We start from the raw sequence: 16,570 nt of genomic DNA, 5'->3' as shown, positions 1-16,570 counted from the left end.
TAAACCGAAATGCGCTAAGCTTGCTGTGCTCTTGTGTCGCGTGCGGAAACAGACGTTCTGCTTAAGCACAAAAAAGCCCGTATCCAAGCTGGAAACGGGCTTATTTGTTGTTAAAAAGCGTGCTGTTACTTCACTACTTCCAGCCAGCCTTTCCAGGTCTGGCCCGAGGCGCTGCGCAGTTGGAAGTAGTACACGCCGGGGGCTACGTTGGCGTCGCTGCCCCAGCCCTGGGTGTAGTTGTCCTGCTCGAACACCTTGCGGCCCCAGCGCGTGAAGATTTGCACCGAAACCGGCTCCCGGGTCACGTAGGGCCGGAAATCGTCGTTGATACCGTCGGCGTTCGGGGTGATGACGTTGGGTAGCTTGAACTCACGGGCGGGAGCTACCTCCAGCGTTAGGGTGGCAGTGATGGGGCAGCCGGTGGCCGTCACGTCGGCGCTCAGGCGCACGGTGTAGGTGCCGGGGGCAGCGTAGGTGTGCGTGGGGGTGAGGCCGGTGCCGGTCTGGCCGTCGCCGAAGTCCCAGCGGCGGTTGCTGAGCGGCAGCACGCTTTGCAGGGTATCGGCGAAGGCGACGGGCTGGCCATCAACCGGCAGGCGCGGGTTGGCACGCAGCAGAATCTGCGGCACGCCCAGGCGCGTGACGGTGGTGGTGGCAGTGCCCGAGCAGCCAGCGGCCGTGGTCACGCGCACGGTGTAGGTGGTGGTGGTGGCGGGGTTGGCCGTCACGGTGCGGCCGGTGGTGCTGCTCAGGCCCGTGGCCGGGCTCCAGGTGTAGGTGGCTCCGGTGCCCGCGTCGGTGGCGGTGAGAGTGGCTGAAGTGCCGGGGCAAAGCGGCGCAGCGGTCGGAATTGAAATGTTCAGGGCGCTACGCACGTTCACCACAATGGTGTCGCGGCTGACGCATCCGCCGCCGATGGTGGTTGCCGTCACGATATATTGCGTGGTGGCGGCGGGCGTGGCCACCACCGTGGGGCCACTGGTGGTATTCAGGCCGGTGGCCGGGCTCCACACGTAAGTGGCCGACTGCACGGGCGTGGCGCCCGTCACGGTGAGCGTGGCCGAGGAGCCGGGGCACACCGTCACGTCAGGGCCGAGGGCGGCCCGGGGCAGGCCAAACACCGTCACGGTATCGCGCCCGATGACGGCGGCCTGGCAGCTGGTCGAGTCGTAGGCGGTGAGCGTGATGGGGTAGCGGCCGGGCGTGGTGTAGGTTACGCTCACGTTGTTGGGCTGCGTGGAGGTCTGACCGTTGCCGAAGTTCCAGGTGGTGCCGTTGTTGCTGGGGTTGGCGCGGGTGAAGGTGACGGTGAGCGGCGCGCAACCCGTGCGGGTATTCGGCACGCTGTTAGCGGCCGGCGTGAAGTTGGCATCGAGCCGGGCAATGTCCATCTTGAACGCTGCTGCGTTAGTGCCGGCCCCGTTGCCAATGGCGCGGGCGTAAGCATTGGCCGTGAGCGGAATAGTGGGCGGAGTACCGCCCGACTGCTGAGCCCGGATGCAAATGGCTTGGTAAATGATGCCGCGCTTGTCGAAGCGTGAGGTGCCGCCGTCGACGTGGGTGGTGCCGGTGCCGTAGTAGCTGCCGTACACCAGCCGCCGGGCGTTGGGCGAAAGCTGCATCAGGTAGAGGTAGCCGTAGGTATTGAGGTTGGCTTCCGAAGCACTGCCGCTGGTGCTGTTGCTCACGGTGCGCAACAGCGCGTCCGGGGTGGTGGGCATGCCCGCGATGCTGCTGGCGCCGTAGCCCGAGAGCAGTACGTTGCCGCAGTTATCCACCAGGAAGGCCGTGGGGGCCAGGTTGGTAGGGTAGGGGTTGGCGCTGGTGGGCGTGCCCGCGCCGTTGCCGAACACGGTGGAGTAACTGGTGGTGGTGAGGGCGGCGTTCATTTTGTGGATGAACTGCCGGCTGTTGGCGTTGCGGTAGGTGCCGGCCGTCACGGGGTAGGCGCCGTTGGTTTGGCCCAGTACGTACACCGCGCCGCGGCGGTCGAGCTGCACGAAGTAGGCCTGGTCGTAGCTGCTGGTACCCAGGAAGGTGGTTTGCTGCACCACCACGCCCGGCGCCACCAGGCTGGGGGCCAGCCGAGCCACGAAGCCATCGGCAATGCCGCCGCGGTAGGTGGCGTTCAGGCCGTTGGCTGAGTTGGGCAGGCTGGTGCTGGTGGTGCCGCCGGCCACGTACACGGTGGCCACGCTGTCGAGCTGAATGCTGTAGCCGGCGTCGTCGCCGGTGCCGCCCAGATAGGTGCTCCAGCCCACGGCGCTCAGGCTGGCATTCAGCTTCATCACCACGGCCTCGTGCCCGCCGCGCAGGGTGTTGCCGCCGGTGGTGGGGAAGTTGGTGGAGCGCGTCACCGACGTGAAGTAGATGTTGTCCTGGCGGTCGGTTATTACGTCGCCCCGGAAGTCGTCGCCGAAGTTGGCGTAGAGGTTGCTGAGGGTGCTCATCTGCCCATCGGCGGCGCTGCCGCCCACGTAGGTGGCGCCCATCAGCTGGCTGCCGTTGGGGTTGAGCTTGGCCAGTACCAGGTCGGCGGTGCCGCCGTTGAAGGTGCGGTCGTAGGGCGTCACGCCGGTGGGCATGGGGAAGTTGGTGCTGGCCGTCGAGCCCAGAATCACCAGCTCGTTGGCCCGGTTCACCACCAGGCTGTGGGCGTAGTCGTCGTCGTTGCCGCCGAGGTAGGTGGCGTAAAGCAAGCTGCCGGCGCTGGAAGTGGCAGCCGGGTTGTACTTGCTGATGACCATGTCGATGGCCGCGTTGTAGCTCACGTCATACGCCCCGGTCGTGACGGGGTAGCCGGTGCGGAAAATGATGCCGCCGGTGTAGAGGTTGCCCAGCGTGTCGTGGGTGGCGGTGTAGCCCCAGTTCTGGCCCGTCGAGCCCGAATAAGTAGCATACACCAGCACCGGGTCGATGGTGAGGGGTTTGCTGTGGTCGTAGCCCTTGGGCAGACCGAAGCTAACCGTGTGCTGCGGGCCCAACACGTACTGGCAGGGCACGGCCACGCGGCGGCCGTCAATCACCTGGTAGGCATAGGGCTTTTGCTCGGTTACCTGGCCCACGCTGGTGCCAATTTGCAGCGCGCCATCCACCACCCGCAACGACTCCTGCCCCTCGTAGCGGAGCTTGATGCGCGAAGCATCGGCCCCGGCGGCAACTTCAAAGTCGTACTCCATCGAGGCGCCGTGCGCGTACAGGTGCAGGTCGGTGCCGGGGTAGAGCTGGCGGTAGCGCACGTCGGCGTAGCCGGGCACGTTGGTGGCCCAGCGGGCCGAGTTGCTGCCCAAAAAGTAGTTGGACGGCGCGCCGGTGGGGTGGGCACCGCTCACGGCAGCGTCGGGGTTGGCGCCCACGAAGTTTACGGCGTAGGCGTGGGCCTTCACGCGGGCGGTGCGGGCGGCGGCGCGGTTGTGGTGCAGGTGGTCGGCCTGGCGGGCGTCGTAGCGGGCCACCAGCAAGCGGGTTTTCTCCAGAAAGAGCTGGCCGGCGGGCACATCGGCCGCAAACAGCACCGGCTGGGCCCACTGCCGCTGGTTGGGGATGAAGCGCAAAGTGGCCGGCGCGCTGGGGGTGGCCACCGGCCCGGGAGCCGAAGCCAGCGCGGCCGAAGTAATGGATAATAAAGTACTGCCGAGGCCGAGCCAACGCGTAACAATACGACGCATGAAAAGGGGGGAAGGTGGGAGGAAAGAACTTAAAACCGGCATAAAAAGGCCCTGCTGGGGGCAGGGCCTAGCTATCCGGCCGCAAAGGTCCGGTTTATTGTCGGATTTATTGTCCAGGTTCTCGATTTGATAATCTCAAATCCCTCTTGTGTCCGCTGCCCTTATTCGCTGAATTGCGCAACTATTTGATGAGCTGCGCAACCGTCTTTTTGAGCGCCTCGCCGCGTAGGTTTAGGGCAACAATTTTGCCGTTGGGGTCTACCAGAAAATTCTGCGGTATGGCTTGTACATAATAACGGGCTGCGGCTTTGCCGGCCGGGGCTTCCGAATCCAGCACCTGCGTCCACGGCATCTTATCGTCCTGTACCGCCTTTAGCCACTTCGCCCGGGCCGTGGGCGCATCGATGGAAACGCCCAGCACGTCAAAATTGCGCCCCTTGTATTCGGCATATACGCGGGCCACATTGGGGTTTTCGGCCCGGCAGGGGCCGCACCAGCTGGCCCAGAAATCGACCAGCACGTACTTGCCCCGGTAGCTGTGCAGGGCCACGGCTTGGCCTTCAGGGTTATAGAGCGTGAAATCCGGCGCCGGCATCCCAACGGCAAGCGCATCGGGGGCGCTGAGTTTCTCCGCAATTTTCTGGCCTTGCGCACTGGTCCGCAAGGCCGGCGACAGCACGCTGAAAAGTTGTTTCGACAAGCGTTTGTTCTCCTTGGCGTTGCTGATGAGGTCGAGCTGCTGCAGGCTAACCAATGAAGCGGAATGCGCCATGATAAAGGCCGAATCCACGGCGTTGCGGTCGCGCGCGATGGCGGCCCGGCGCAGGGCCCGGTCCTCCCGATACGCGGCCGACTGGCGTTGCGCAGGCGTGGCAGCCTCAGATTCGGCGTCGAGCTGCTTGACGCGCTGCACAATCGGCTGCTTCAGCGTCAACAGCTGTTGCCATTCGGTGGTGAGGGGTGGGGCCTCGAGGCGCGCGTTTTTAAGCGAATCAGGACTGGTGAACGTGATAGTACCTGCTTCGAGGTAAAAACCGGATTTTTCGTCTGCTGACCAGGAGTATTGAGGACGATGCCCTTGTTGGGCCAGGGCCAGAGAGGCGCGTCCCGGACCAGGCGAAGTGCCCCTGATTTCAAACCGTCCGCCGACGACGCTGGCCGAATCGGTGATTTCGCCGTTTCGGTACAGGTATACTTTGGCGGGCGGTTGGATGCCAGCACCGAGTTGGCCTTGCAGGATGAAGGCCACCGGGCCTTGCGCCGCGCTTACGCCCGGCAACAGAAGTAGCAAACTCAACAGGCCCTGGTGCATGGAGAAAAGCGAAACAAAGGTGAAAAGAACGGCAACCTCAATGGAGCCACAGGTGGACCCTGAACCATTATCCAAGATCAGCCCGAAAAAATGTTAACGGCGGCATTCGGCCACGCGGTGGCACTGTTGTGCTTCTGGGGCAACGCAAACGCCCAAAACCCGTTACCTTCCCCGGCGCAAACCCTTCACCCTTCGCGCGCCCCCTTTATGACCCCAACCCCGACGCCTCCTGCCGCCGCTGGTGCGGTAGAAAAAGACAACAAGCGCATCACCACCGGCTGGACCTTCTACGACTGGGCCAACTCAGTATACCCGCTGGTGATAACCAGCTCCATCTTCCCGATTTACTGGGGCGGTGTCACCCAGGAAATCAACAAGTCCGACATCGTCAACTTTCTGGGTTTTGATGTGCCGGGCTCCTCGCTGCTTACCTATGCCATTTCGGCTGCCTTCCTCATCATCGCGCTGGTGAGTCCTTTTCTGACCTCGCTGGCCGACTATTCAGGGCGCAAGAAGCTGTTTCTGCAAATCTTCTGCTACCTGGGCGCGGCCTCGTGCGCGGCACTGTATTTCTTCACAACGGACACGCTCACGCTCAGTACGTTCATCTTCATTGCAGCCACGGTAGGTTTTTCAGGCAGTATCGTGTTCTACAACTCCTACCTGCCCATCATCAGCAGCGAGGAAAAGTTCGATTCACTCTCAGCCCGGGGCTTCTCCATGGGCTACATCGGCTCGGTGCTGCTGCTGGTTATTTGCCTGGGCATCATCATGGGCCCACACATTGCGGGTGGCCCCGAGGGCGTGGCCCTGTTTGGCATGAGCACCGGCGAGGCTACCCGCCTGAGCTTCCTGCTCACCGGGCTGTGGTGGGTGGGTTTTGCCCAGATTCCGTTTTTCACCCTGCCGCCCGACACCGGCCGCCCCGCCGACGCCCCCGCCAGCTCCGACGGCTGGCTGCTCAACGGCTTCCGCGAGCTGGGCAAGGTGTGGGACCAACTCAAGCAGTTGCCCAACCTCAAGCGCTTTCTGCTGGCTTACTTCACCTACAACATGGGCGTGCAAACGGTGATGTACGTGGCCACCATCTTCGGCGACAAGGTACTAAAGCTCGATAGCACCTCGCTCATTGTCACCATCTTGCTCCTGCAAATTGTGGGCATTCTCGGGGCCTGGCTCTTCGCCAAGCTCTCCGAACGCATTGGCAATACGCGGGCCCTGAGCTGGGCGGTGTTCATCTGGATGCTGATTTGCGTGGCCGGCTACTACGTGCAGGCAGGCTGGAGCTTCTACGCCCTGGCGTCGGTCATCGGCCTCACCATGGGGGCGGTGCAAAGCCTCTCGCGCAGCACTTACTCCAAGATTATACCCGAAAACACGCCCAATACAGCTGCCTATTTCAGTTTTTTTGACGTGGTGGAAAAGTTGGGCATTGTCATCGGTACGCTCTCATTTGGCCTCATTGGCCAAATCACCGGCTCGATGCGCAATAGCATCCTGTCGCTCATCGTGTTTTTCATCCTGGGACTGGCCTTTCTGCTGAGCTTGCGCGGCAAGAAGCTGCGCGAGGACTCGCTGGGTCCGGTATCGGTTCCCGGCCCGCCGCCGGCCTCGGCCGCCGCGGAGATGGGCGCTCCGATGACGCGCTAGCTGCCCGTTCGCGTACTTTGCCAGCAACATTCTCTCTCCCTATTCTTCATGTACACATCTTCCATCCAGCAAAACATCCTGGCCGAGCTCAACCACGAGCTCACGCAAACCCGCCGCATCCTCGAACGGGTACCCTACGAGCAAGCCGACTACAAGCCGCACCCCAAAAGCATGAGCCTGTGGCAGCTGGCCACCCACGTGGTGAACCTGCTGTCCTTCAACACGCTTTTCGTCACCCACGACTCGCGCGACTTCCTCGACCCCAACGCGCCCAAGCCCGGCCCCACGCCCACCAGCCTAGAAGAACTGCTGGCACGCTTCGACGAATACAGCGCCACCCTGAAGCAGGAGCTACAGCAAAGCGACGACGAGAAGCTGACGCAAAAATTCAAGCTGCACCGCGGCGAGCACGTGGTATTTGACTACCCGAAAGCCACCGCCATCCGCATAATGGGCCTCAACCACAGCATCCACCACCGCGGCCAACTCACGGTATATCTGCGCTTGCTTGACATTCCGGTGCCCGGCCTGTACGGCCCCAGCGCGGACGAGAAATAGGAAACCGTCTGTCATTGCGAGGAGGGGCCGTCATTGCGAGCACAGCGAAGCAATCCGTCCTGTCAACACCAGACACGTTCTTAAGCGACAAAGCCCCGGTACCGCAATGGCGCCGGAGCTTTTTAATTGGCTTTGTCACAACGCAGGGCTTGTCGCTTATGTGAGGACGGATTGCCACGCTGCGCTCGCAATGACAGTTCCGCCTAGCGCAATTACAGCCAATTACCGACCAAACACCTTCGCCCCACCAATCCACGTCTGCAGCACCTTGGCGCCGCGTAGCTGCTCGTTGGGCGCGGTCAACAAATCAGTATCCAGCACCACGAAATCGGCCAGCATGCCAGGCTTGATTTGGCCCTTGCGCTTTTCCTCAAAGGCGGCGTGGGCCGCCCAGGTGGTCATGCCACGCAGCGCATCGGGGCGGCTGATAGCATTTTCCATCTGGAAGCCGGCGGCGGGGTAGTTCTTGGCATCCTGCCGCGCCACAGCGGCGTGGAAGCCAAACAGCGGGTTGATATTCTCTACCGGGAAATCGGAGCCCAGCGCCAGTTGGCCGTACTGCTTCAGCAATTCTTTGTAAGCGTAAGCGGTTTTTAGGCGCTCGGCGCCCAGCCGCTCGCCAGCCCAGTACATGTCCGAAGTGGCGTGGGTGGGCTGCACCGAGGGCACGATGCCGTATTGCCCGAACTTCGGCATGTCGGCTGGGGTGATGACCTGGGCGTGCTCAATGCGCCAGCGGCGGTCTTTCTGGCCCTTCAGCGCCTCGCCGTAGATGTTAAGGATGATGCGGTTGGCCGAGTCGCCGATGGCGTGGGTGTTCATCTGGAATTTCGACGCGGCCAACTGCTTCGCTAAATTCCGGTATTCCTTCACGGTTTGAATCAGAAAGCCGGTTTCTTTGGGTTTATCGGCGTAAGGCTTCACCAGGCAGGCGCCGCGCGAACCCAGGGCGCCGTCGGCGTACACTTTAAAGGAAGCAACGGTGAGTTGGTCGGTGCGAATGGGGCCTTTTTTCAGGTAATACGCCACGTTATCCGGTGTTGCGGACGCCATGGCGTTAATGCGCAGGTGCAGCTGGCCGGCTTTCTGGAGCGAATCCAGCACGTTGATATCAATTCTATGAAGGCCCGCTTCGGTCAGGCTGGTAAGGCCCACAGCGAGGCAGTTCTGCTGGGCCTGCAACAGCAACGGGGTGTCTTCGGCGGCCGTGGTCACCGGGTACACATTATCCAACAAGCCCTTGGCCTTGTCAAGCAGCAGGCCGGTGAGGCGGCCTTGGGCATCGCGCCCAATCACGCCGCCACTGATGGTGGTGCGGGACGTGATGCCCGCCAGGTCCAGCAGTTTCTGGTTGACGAGGGCGGCGTGGCCGTCGACGCGGGAGATAAATACCGGCACGTCGGGAAACAGGCGGTCCAAGGTGTCTTTGGTGGGAAACTGCTTGGTGGGCCAGTCGTTCTGGTCCCAGCCATTGCCCGTTAACCAGCGCGCGTTGGGGTATTTCCGGCGGGTTTCCTGCAGTCGTTGGATGACTTCCGGCCAAGAGTTGGTCCCCACCAAATCGGCCCCGGACAGGCCCGCTGCGTAGTGGTAGAAGTGGCAGTGCGCGTCGTGGAAGCCAGGGTAGATGAACTTGCCGCCTGCGTCCACTTCCTGCGCCGCCTGGTACTTCGCCTTTAGGTCCGCGGCCGCACCCACCGCCACGAATTTGCCATCTTTCACCACAAAGGCTTCGGCTTTGGAGAAAGCAGAATCGACGGTATAAACCGTAGCATTGGTCACCAGTAAGTCCACCGCCTCGCGCTTGGCGCCGCAGCCGCTGAGCAGCGCCAGGGCCATGAGGAACGCAGGAAGTTTCGTAGAAAAAAGGCGTGTAGAAAAATCCATGCAATGCAATTAAGAGGTTAAAAAAGAACGTCATGCCGAGCGTAGTCGAGGCATCTCGCGTGCAATAGTAACCCTTAACAAATAGATTACTACTCCACGTGAGATGCTTCGGCTGCGCTCAGCATGACGTCCCGAAAGAACGCACCGTTAGAATCTGCGGAATCCGTTAAATCTGCAGAAACTGCGGTCCTTACTCGAAGCGCATGTGCTTCACCGACTCACCCGAGAACTGCAGCTCCTGCAACGACTCGATGCCGATTTGCAGGTGCTGCTTCACAAAATTGGCCGTCACTTTCGAGTCCGACTCCGAGGTTTTCACGCCCTCGGGCGTCATCGGGTTGTCGCTCACCAGCAGCAGGGCGCCGTGCGGGATGTCGTTCATGAAGCCGCACACGAAAATGGTGGCCGTTTCCATGTCCACGGCCAGGGCGCGCACCCGGCGCAGGTATTCCTTGAACTCCTGGTCGTGCTCCCACACGCGGCGGTTGGTGGTGTACACGGTGCCGGTGTAGTAGTCCAGCTCGTGCTTCTTAATCATCGACGACACGGCGCGCTGCAGGCGGAAGGAGGGCAGGGCCGGAATTTCCTTGGGCAGGTAGTCGTCGGAGGTACCGTCGCCGCGGATGGCGGCAATGGGCAGCACCAGGTCGCCGAGCTTGGTTTTTTTCAGGCCGCCGCATTTGCCCAGAAACAGGGCCGCCTTGGGCTTGATGGCTGAGAGCAAATCCATCACCGTAGCGGCCATGGGCGAGCCCATGCCGAAGTTGATGATGGTGATGCCGTTGGCCGTGGCCGTTTGCATGGGCTTGTCGGTGCCGCGCACTTCGGTGCCAAACTGCTCAGCAAACATGTACACGTAGTTGCTGAAGTTGGTGAGCAGGATGTACTGCCCAAACTCGTTGAGGGGCACGCCCGTGTAGCGGGGCAGCCAGTTATTGACGATTTCTTCTTTGGTCTTCATAAAGGTGTGGGAGTGGCTGAATGGCTAAGGGTGGGAGTGAGAAAAGGGTACGGGTTTCGGAGTCACTTAGCCACTCGGTTGCTCAGTCACTCAATTACCCGACCCCTACCTTTGGAGGTGATGCAAGCCCTGGACCTGCCGCCTTTCGAGGCCAAACTTACGCAATCGGCCACAAATCAGCCACTCATCTGGGACATTCTCCGGCGCAAGCATGTCGTGCTCACGCCCGAGGAGTGGGTGCGCCAGCACGTAGTGCATTATTTAATCAACGACCTCGGCTACCCGCGCGGCCTGCTGGCCCTGGAGCGCGGCCTGCGCTACAACCAGCGCCAAAAGCGCACCGACCTGCTAGCTCTCGACCCCGCCGGCCAGCCCCTGCTGCTAGTGGAGTGCAAAGCCCCCAGCGTAACAATAGATGCCAAAGTGGCTCAGCAGGCGGCCACCTACAACCAGACCATCGGAGCCCCGCTGCTGCTGCTCACCAACGGCTTGGTGCACTACTGTTGGCGCGTTGATTTTGTGAGCCGGACCAATGAGCGCCTGGCAGAAATCCCAGCGTTTGCGGCAGCGGTGAATTATTTATAGGGTGAGTTTACGAAACTCATTGCCACCGCGCATTTCGTAAACTTCCATCAGTAGACGAGTTTCGTAAACTCTATACTCACGAAGTGCACTCATTGCATCATACATAAAGGATTGCGAGAGCGTATGGAATAGTCGTTTAGGAAACCGAGCGTTTAAACAGTCCACCCTTACATCGAGGCAATGCGAGCCGCAAACGGCCGAGCGGCGTCCGGCCCTTATTTTCGTCTGCATGGAGTCTGCACGTTCCCTCCTCGAACCAGAAAAGGCGCCACTCCCCGCGCTGCGCGTTAAGGTGGTGCGCCGAAGCGGGCGCTCCTACCAACCGGCTGTTGCCAATGCGCTGCTGGTGCTGGCGTTGGGCAGCGTGGCGCTCTTTTATTTTTTGAATGACCGGGAAATAGCTGTTCCTGCGTTCCTGGTAGGCGCCGGGGCATTGCTGCTCTGCCTCGGGGCGGTGTTGCTCAATGGCCTAGCATCGGCGTATGCGCGGCGGCAGGCCGGGGAAATCATCTTCCGGCGCGACACCGTTACCCTTCGCTGGGGAGCGGACGAATGGACCCTTCCCCACCACCACCTCGTGGCGCTGCGGCTCCACTTCTCGGCAGGGTGGAACACGCCTCCGGCGCTGCGGACATGGGGCCACTCGGTGACCATTGCGTGGGAGGGCCGGGTGGCGTCGTTCGTGCTGCTGGACGTGCCGCCGGATGCGCGCGAGCGGCTGTTTGCGCTGAACGTCACCAGCCGCGCCATTCACCTGCCGTGGTGGAATCAGCCTACCGGCGCGTTGATGAACGATATAGCGGAGAGCGCCTACCTCTTTTTCTCTTAGGTTAGAGTTTACGCAAAGGGTAGTCATCTTAAACAAATCTCAAACCTGTTCCAGAAAAAAACAGACAAGTCAACTACTTATATAACCGGTTATCCACCAGGCCATTCACATAAAACTGCACGCAGGCGCGCAGCTCGTCGCCGTATTTTTTCACCAACGCCGGGTCAGGCTTGGCCACCGGCTCGGTGGGTATGAAATGGTCCTGGTAGGGATAAAGCCGGACTTCGTTCTTGTTGGTCAGCTCGGTCACGAAATCGGAATGCACCAGGTAGTAAGACTCGCCGTCGCGGAACAGGGCCCGGCCAGGGCTACTGGCATCAAACACCGAGGAGCCGAAGGGCAGCAGCAACTTTTGCTCCTGCGGCAGCCCCAGCACGTCGAGCACCGAAGCCGGTACGTCGGCCTGCTGGCTGATGCGGTGCGGGTTGGCAGGAGGCAGGGGCTGGCCGGGCCGATAGAATAGCAGCGGGGTTTTGTGCTGGCCCAGCACGTTTTGGTAGCTGGGCTGGTCGCTCTGGGAGGTGTGGTCGGCCGTGAGCACAAACAGCGTGCGCGCAAACCAGGGCTCCCGGCTGGCCGCCCGGAAAAAGCGCCGCAATGCCAAATCGGTGTAAGCAATGGTGGGGTGAATGGGCTGCGTGCCCGCCGGAAACCGCCCTTTGTGCTGCGCCGGAATGGTGAACGGGTCGTGAGCGCTGAGGGTGAAAAGCGTGGCAAAAAACGGCTGCTTGGTGGCCGAGAGCTGCCGGTTGAAGTACTGCAGGTAGGGCTCGTCGAAAATGCCCCAGTGGCCGTCGTAGTCAGGGCTCTTGGCTCCGCTGGGGTATTCGTTCAGGCCGTAGTAGCGCTGCATGCCGGCAATGCCGCTGAACATATCAAAGCCCATGGTGCCGTTGGTGCCGGCGTGGTACATGGCCGTGGCGTAGCCGTTGCGGCCCAGTATTTCGCCCAGCCCGTGCATTTCCGCCGTCTGGAAGCTGGAGGTGATGAAGGGCTCGTCCATCAGCGAAGGCAGTCCCGAGAGCACGGCCGGCAGCGCCTCAATGGAGCGGCGGCCGTTGGCATAGTTATCGCGCATGAGCAGCGCGCCGGGCGCCGTAGCCAGTGAATCGAAGAATGGCGTGAACCCGCCGCGCCCGCCATTTTCCACGCCGGTGTATTCCGAGCCGAAGCTTTCGAGCAGGAGAATTACCACGTTGTTGGCCACTGGCGCCCCGTCCCGCTTCGGCAGTGGCGCGGCTGCTAAAGCAGGCCGCAGCGCAGCTTCGGAGGCGAAGTAGTTCACGCGCTCAATGGGCACTTCATCGAACGACTTCAGCACCGTGAACGTGCTGTTCAGCGTCAGGTGGCCCAGCACGGCGGGCTGCTGCTCAAATGCGATGCCCGTGCGCAACGGCTTCAGCTGCCAGCCACCGCGCAGGCCCAGCACCACCAGGCCCACCACCAGCGCAAATTCCAGTCCCCGCCCCAGCCACTGAAGCCCCCGCGGAGGCTGCACCGCCAGTTCGGCCCTTGTGGGCATGGGGCACAGGCGCCACAGCAGGTAGCCAAGCCCCAGCAGCGGAATGGCCAGGTACCAGTAGTGCAGCCCAATCTGACCAGCCTGCCGGGCCAGGTCGTCGCTGATGGTGTGCCACTCGTTGCTCAGCCGCCGGCCAATGAACTTAAAGTACTGCCAGTCGATGATGTTGAGCAAAAAGCCCAGCAAATTCACCAGCACAAACAGTGCGCGCAAGCCCTCCTGCCCCGCCCGGCTGCGCACGGGCAGCAGCAATGAAAACAGCACCAGCGGCAGGTTCAGCCAGAGCAAGGCTGCCACATCAAAGCGCAGCCCGTGCACAAAAGCCAGCAGCACCGACCCCGCGTCAACGCCACGAAACGTGGCGAAGTTGAACGCATAAAAGCCCAACCGCAGCAGCGTGTACACGCCCATGAGCAAGGCAAAGCGGCGCAGCAACAGGCGAACGGCAGGCGAGGGAAGCATTAAAAAGAAGACGACAGTTGATGTAAAAAGATGCTTAGATAGCAGGCAAAGGTGAAACGGACGGGTTGACCAGCAGTGAACTACGGAAACTTACCCCTATATTCCAGACATGAAAGCACTGTATGCCACTGGTTTCCTTCTATTCCCACTGCTGATGGGGTGCCAAGCCGATACTTCTGAAGCACCCAAACCGGCAGAGCCCACGCCGCGGGTTTACGTGCACTTTCAGCTCACCGGCGCCAAGGATGCCTTTATCACGTATAAAGTCCAGACCCATCCACTCCAGAACCGCGACTCCGTGGCGGGCTCGACCTGGTATTCCGTCATAAAAGACAATTGGGATACCATGCGTCCGGTGCAGCTGCGTCCGCGCGAATTCTTCGAAGCCTCCATTAATTTCCCTACTTGCGGTGGCGTTAGACAAGTATTTCCGGTCGGAGCCAAAATTTTGGGAGAAATGATAGTGGACGGCGAAGTGCGTCAGAGAACGGAGTTTACGGCTAACCCTACGGCCGTGAATCCGCCCGAATGGATTCGGTTCTCGCTATCCTACAACGATTTGCATTAAGGACGGGCCGCCAGTTTTAGGTCCCGCCACCGCTGGCTGGCCGCCAGCCCATGGCCAAATAAAAAGCCTTCCCGATTTGGTTCGGGAGGGCTTTTTATTTGGCCATGGGCCTAGTTATGGGTTTTGCTAAACGGCAGCGCCTTCCAGCACCGACTCCACGCTTACCAGCGGCAGGTTCCAGGCTTCGGCTACGCCTTTGTACACCACTTCGCCGTGCACCACGTTCAGGCCGAGGCGCAGGGCCTCGTCGCGGCGGCAGGCTTCCTGCCAGCCCTGGTTGGCCAGTTTCACGGCGTAGGGCAGGGTGGCGTTAGTCAGGGCAAGGGTGCTGGTGTAGGGCACCGCGCCGGGCATGTTGGCCACGCAGTAGTGCACCACGTCATCGATGATGAAGGTGGGGTTTTCGTGGGTGGTGGGGTGGCAGGTTTCGATGCAGCCGCCCTGGTCCACGGCCACGTCCACCACTACGGTGCCCGGGCGCATGGTTTTCAGCATGTCGCGGGTGATGAGGTGCGGGGCCTTGGCGCCGGGAATCAGCACCGCGCCCACAATCAGGTCGGCCGTCTTGATGGCTTCGCGGATGTTGTACTCGTTCGAGTACTGCGTCACCACGTTTTTGGGCATGAAGTCATCCAACTCGCGCAGGCGGTTCAGGTTGATGTCCATCACCGTCACCTGCGCGCCGAGGCCGGCGGCTACTTTCGCAGCCTGCGTGCCCACGATGCCGGCGCCCAGCACCAGCACGTGTGCGGGCTTCACGCCGGGCACGCCGCCCAGCAGAATGCCGCGGCCTTTGAGGGGTTTCTCGAGGTACTTGGCGCCTTCCTGCGGAGCCATGCGGCCAGCCACTTCGCTCATCGGAATGAGCAGGGGCAGGGCGCGGTTGCTGAGCTCCACCGTTTCGTAAGCGAGGCAGATGGCCTTGCGCTCAATCATGGCGTGGGTCAACTCCTCGCCGCTGGCAAAGTGGAAGTAGGTGAACAGCAGTTGGTTCTCCTTGATGAGGGGATACTCCTCGGCAATCGGCTCCTTTACCTTGATAATCATCTCGGCCTGCTCGTACACATCGGCGATGGTGGGCAGGATGGTGGCGCCGGCCGTCTGGTACTCCTCGTCGGAGAAGCCCGAGCCTTCGCCGGCATTGTGCTGCACCAGCAGGGTGTGGCCGTGCTTGCGCAGCTCGGCTACGCCAGCGGGGGTGAGGCCGACGCGGTTTTCGTTGTTTTTAATCTCCTTAGGAACGCCGATTATCATAAAAAGGGGGAGGGTTGGAGGTGGAGTGGGAGGTGAGTTTTCGAGACGCAAAGATAAGGGCCCCGGTTCCCTCGTTCCGCGCAGGATTTGGGCTTATTCCGGGGCTTCGGCCAGCAGTGCGTTCAGGTCGAGGGCGCGGGTGTACATCTGCACCTCGCCCGCGGCGGTCAGGGGCCATTGCTCGCGCGGCCGGTCCCAGTACAGCTCCACGCCGTTGCCGTCGGGGTCGTCGAGGTAAATGGCTTCCGACACGCCGTGGTCGGCCGAGCCCGTGATGGGGTACTTCGCCAGCGCCAGCTGCTTCAGCGCCCCCGCCAGCTCAGCCCGCGTGGCATACAAAATAGCCGTGTGGTACAGCCCCGCACCGTGCTTGCGCGCGGGCGGGCCGCCCAGGCTATTCCAAGTGTTCAGCCCGATGTGATGGTGGTAGCCGCCCGCCGAAATAAAGGCCACTTGATTGCCAAACCGCTGCACCACCTGAAAACCCAGAATGTCGCGGTAAAAGCCGAGGGCTTTATCAATATCCGTGACCTGCAGGTGCACGTGTCCGATGCGCGTTTGCGCGGGCACTACGTAGGCGTCGCTGGCCGCCGGGGTTCCGTTGTTCATTGAGTTCTCCATATTGCAAAGTTACACATAAATAATGTACATACATTAATTGGGTTGCAGTTGTTAGTCGGCCGGATTGAATTTAAATCGGTGCCTCAGTTATTTGCGCAGCAGCGAACAGTTGCTGAGTTACTTAGGCAACACAAGTTCCCTTTTTAAAGGGCAGTCAATTGCTAGAAAGCGTCCCTGAACTTTCGGCAGCAGGTTGCCGCAGAGCAAGGAAAATTCAACAAAGGGGGCTGCTGCTACGGCAGAAACCGCAGCAATCCAGCCAATCAATGCCAAGGCATCCCAGTGATGCCTGCCGCTTTGAGTAGCAAGGCTTTTTAAAAGCCACGAGGTGGCCGATAATAAAACCACAAACCTGAAAATAAGCCAAGTAATCCTTCGCGTTAAGTCCCACTGCACCGTGCCGGCCATGATGCTGCCCTGCCCGTTGGCACGCACGCTACCGGTAATGCGTAGCTCGGGCGACGTATCCGGCACCAGCCGCCGGGCTACCATCTTAAACCGCGCGTCATCCATTTCAAGCCACAAATACAGTTCGTTGTCGCCTGCGCCGATTCTTCGGAACGACGGTTGGACAGCCGGCAACGGGTTCACCGCTTGAAGTCGGCCCTGCAGGTCGGCTGGTGGCAGGCGACTATACCACCGGAAAGCCCTCTCAGGAAACAGGCAGCGACGAAGCGCTTCGGTCAATTTCAC

General features: G+C 61.2%; 13 protein-coding genes. 5 read left to right on the top strand and 8 right to left on the bottom strand.

What is annotated here, in order from left to right:
• Window positions 1-125: 125 nt before the first annotated feature.
• Both I2I01_RS02425 and I2I01_RS02420 read right to left on the bottom strand, forming a co-directional pair.
• Window positions 126-3,668, bottom strand: coding sequence for a DUF7948 domain-containing protein (locus I2I01_RS02425; protein ID WP_196284820.1), 3,543 nt, complete (start codon window positions 3,666-3,668; stop codon window positions 126-128).
• A gap of 181 nt (window positions 3,669-3,849) precedes the next feature.
• Window positions 3,850-4,980 (bottom strand): TlpA disulfide reductase family protein, encoded by a 1,131-nt coding sequence (locus tag I2I01_RS02420; protein WP_196284819.1) that lies wholly within the window; start codon window positions 4,978-4,980, stop codon window positions 3,850-3,852.
• A 207-nt stretch (window positions 4,981-5,187) separates the two neighbouring features.
• Here I2I01_RS02420 and I2I01_RS02415 point away from each other — a divergent pair, with 207 nt between their 5' ends.
• Window positions 5,188-6,630, top strand: coding sequence for an MFS transporter (locus I2I01_RS02415; protein WP_196284818.1), 1,443 nt, complete (start codon window positions 5,188-5,190; stop codon window positions 6,628-6,630).
• Window positions 6,631-6,678: 48 nt separating this feature from the next.
• Window positions 6,679-7,188 (top strand): DinB family protein, encoded by a 510-nt coding sequence (locus I2I01_RS02410; protein WP_196284817.1) that lies wholly within the window; start codon window positions 6,679-6,681, stop codon window positions 7,186-7,188.
• 222 nt (window positions 7,189-7,410) lie between these two features.
• Here the strand turns inward: I2I01_RS02410 and I2I01_RS02405 are convergent, their stop codons facing one another.
• Both I2I01_RS02405 and I2I01_RS02400 read right to left on the bottom strand, forming a co-directional pair.
• Window positions 7,411-9,027, bottom strand: a complete 1,617-nt coding sequence (locus I2I01_RS02405) for an amidohydrolase (RefSeq protein ID WP_211537778.1) — start codon at window positions 9,025-9,027, stop codon at window positions 7,411-7,413.
• 238 nt (window positions 9,028-9,265) lie between these two features.
• Window positions 9,266-10,036 carry an AMP nucleosidase gene (locus I2I01_RS02400; RefSeq protein WP_196284815.1) on the bottom strand — a complete coding sequence of 257 codons (771 nt, stop codon included), beginning with the start codon at window positions 10,034-10,036 and terminating at the stop codon, window positions 9,266-9,268.
• A gap of 120 nt (window positions 10,037-10,156) precedes the next feature.
• On the opposite strand from I2I01_RS02400, the gene I2I01_RS02395 reads away from it, so the two are divergent.
• Window positions 10,157-10,621 carry a type I restriction enzyme HsdR N-terminal domain-containing protein gene (locus tag I2I01_RS02395; RefSeq protein WP_196284814.1) on the top strand — a complete coding sequence of 155 codons (465 nt, stop codon included), beginning with the start codon at window positions 10,157-10,159 and terminating at the stop codon, window positions 10,619-10,621.
• A 229-nt stretch (window positions 10,622-10,850) separates the two neighbouring features.
• Window positions 10,851-11,450: a hypothetical protein gene (locus tag I2I01_RS02390; RefSeq protein WP_196284813.1), complete on the top strand. Its 600-nt coding sequence runs from the start codon at window positions 10,851-10,853 to the stop codon at window positions 11,448-11,450.
• Window positions 11,451-11,523: 73 nt separating this feature from the next.
• Here I2I01_RS02390 and I2I01_RS02385 read toward each other — a convergent pair whose 3' ends face one another.
• A complete protein-coding gene (locus tag I2I01_RS02385; protein ID WP_196284812.1) occupies window positions 11,524-13,434 on the bottom strand; it encodes an LTA synthase family protein in 1,911 nt (636 codons plus the stop codon).
• A gap of 109 nt (window positions 13,435-13,543) precedes the next feature.
• Between I2I01_RS02385 and I2I01_RS02380 the strand changes: the two genes are divergently transcribed.
• Window positions 13,544-14,002, top strand: coding sequence for a hypothetical protein (locus I2I01_RS02380; RefSeq protein ID WP_196284811.1), 459 nt, complete (start codon window positions 13,544-13,546; stop codon window positions 14,000-14,002).
• 126 nt (window positions 14,003-14,128) lie between these two features.
• Here the strand turns inward: I2I01_RS02380 and ald are convergent, their stop codons facing one another.
• From ald to I2I01_RS02365, 3 genes are all read right to left on the bottom strand, one after another.
• Entirely contained in the window at window positions 14,129-15,256 is a 1,128-nt protein-coding gene (ald, locus tag I2I01_RS02375) for an alanine dehydrogenase (protein WP_196284810.1), read from the bottom strand.
• A gap of 93 nt (window positions 15,257-15,349) precedes the next feature.
• A complete protein-coding gene (locus I2I01_RS02370) occupies window positions 15,350-15,865 on the bottom strand; it encodes a VOC family protein (RefSeq protein WP_196284809.1) in 516 nt (171 codons plus the stop codon).
• A 129-nt stretch (window positions 15,866-15,994) separates the two neighbouring features.
• Window positions 15,995-16,570, bottom strand: a complete 576-nt coding sequence (locus tag I2I01_RS02365) for a hypothetical protein (protein WP_196284808.1) — start codon at window positions 16,568-16,570, stop codon at window positions 15,995-15,997.

The sequence above is a fragment of the Hymenobacter properus genome (genome assembly GCF_015694735.1).
GTDB lineage: Bacteria > Bacteroidota > Bacteroidia > Cytophagales > Hymenobacteraceae > Hymenobacter > Hymenobacter properus.
Note: the sequence above shows the minus strand (reverse complement) of the source record. Positions and strands in the feature narration are given on the sequence as shown.

Coding starts and splice junctions, on each gene's coding strand:
- I2I01_RS02425 (WP_196284820.1), bottom strand. CDS start 3,668: ATGCGTCGTATTGTTACGCGTTGGCTCGGCCTCGGCAGTACTTTATTA.
- I2I01_RS02420 (WP_196284819.1), bottom strand. CDS start 4,980: ATGCACCAGGGCCTGTTGAGTTTGCTACTTCTGTTGCCGGGCGTAAGC.
- I2I01_RS02415 (WP_196284818.1), top strand. CDS start 5,188: ATGACCCCAACCCCGACGCCTCCTGCCGCCGCTGGTGCGGTAGAAAAA.
- I2I01_RS02410 (WP_196284817.1), top strand. CDS start 6,679: ATGTACACATCTTCCATCCAGCAAAACATCCTGGCCGAGCTCAACCAC.
- I2I01_RS02405 (WP_211537778.1), bottom strand. CDS start 9,027: ATGGCCCTGGCGCTGCTCAGCGGCTGCGGCGCCAAGCGCGAGGCGGTG.
- I2I01_RS02400 (WP_196284815.1), bottom strand. CDS start 10,036: ATGAAGACCAAAGAAGAAATCGTCAATAACTGGCTGCCCCGCTACACG.
- I2I01_RS02395 (WP_196284814.1), top strand. CDS start 10,157: ATGCAAGCCCTGGACCTGCCGCCTTTCGAGGCCAAACTTACGCAATCG.
- I2I01_RS02390 (WP_196284813.1), top strand. CDS start 10,851: ATGGAGTCTGCACGTTCCCTCCTCGAACCAGAAAAGGCGCCACTCCCC.
- I2I01_RS02385 (WP_196284812.1), bottom strand. CDS start 13,434: ATGCTTCCCTCGCCTGCCGTTCGCCTGTTGCTGCGCCGCTTTGCCTTG.
- I2I01_RS02380 (WP_196284811.1), top strand. CDS start 13,544: ATGAAAGCACTGTATGCCACTGGTTTCCTTCTATTCCCACTGCTGATG.
- ald (WP_196284810.1), bottom strand. CDS start 15,256: ATGATAATCGGCGTTCCTAAGGAGATTAAAAACAACGAAAACCGCGTC.
- I2I01_RS02370 (WP_196284809.1), bottom strand. CDS start 15,865: ATGAACAACGGAACCCCGGCGGCCAGCGACGCCTACGTAGTGCCCGCG.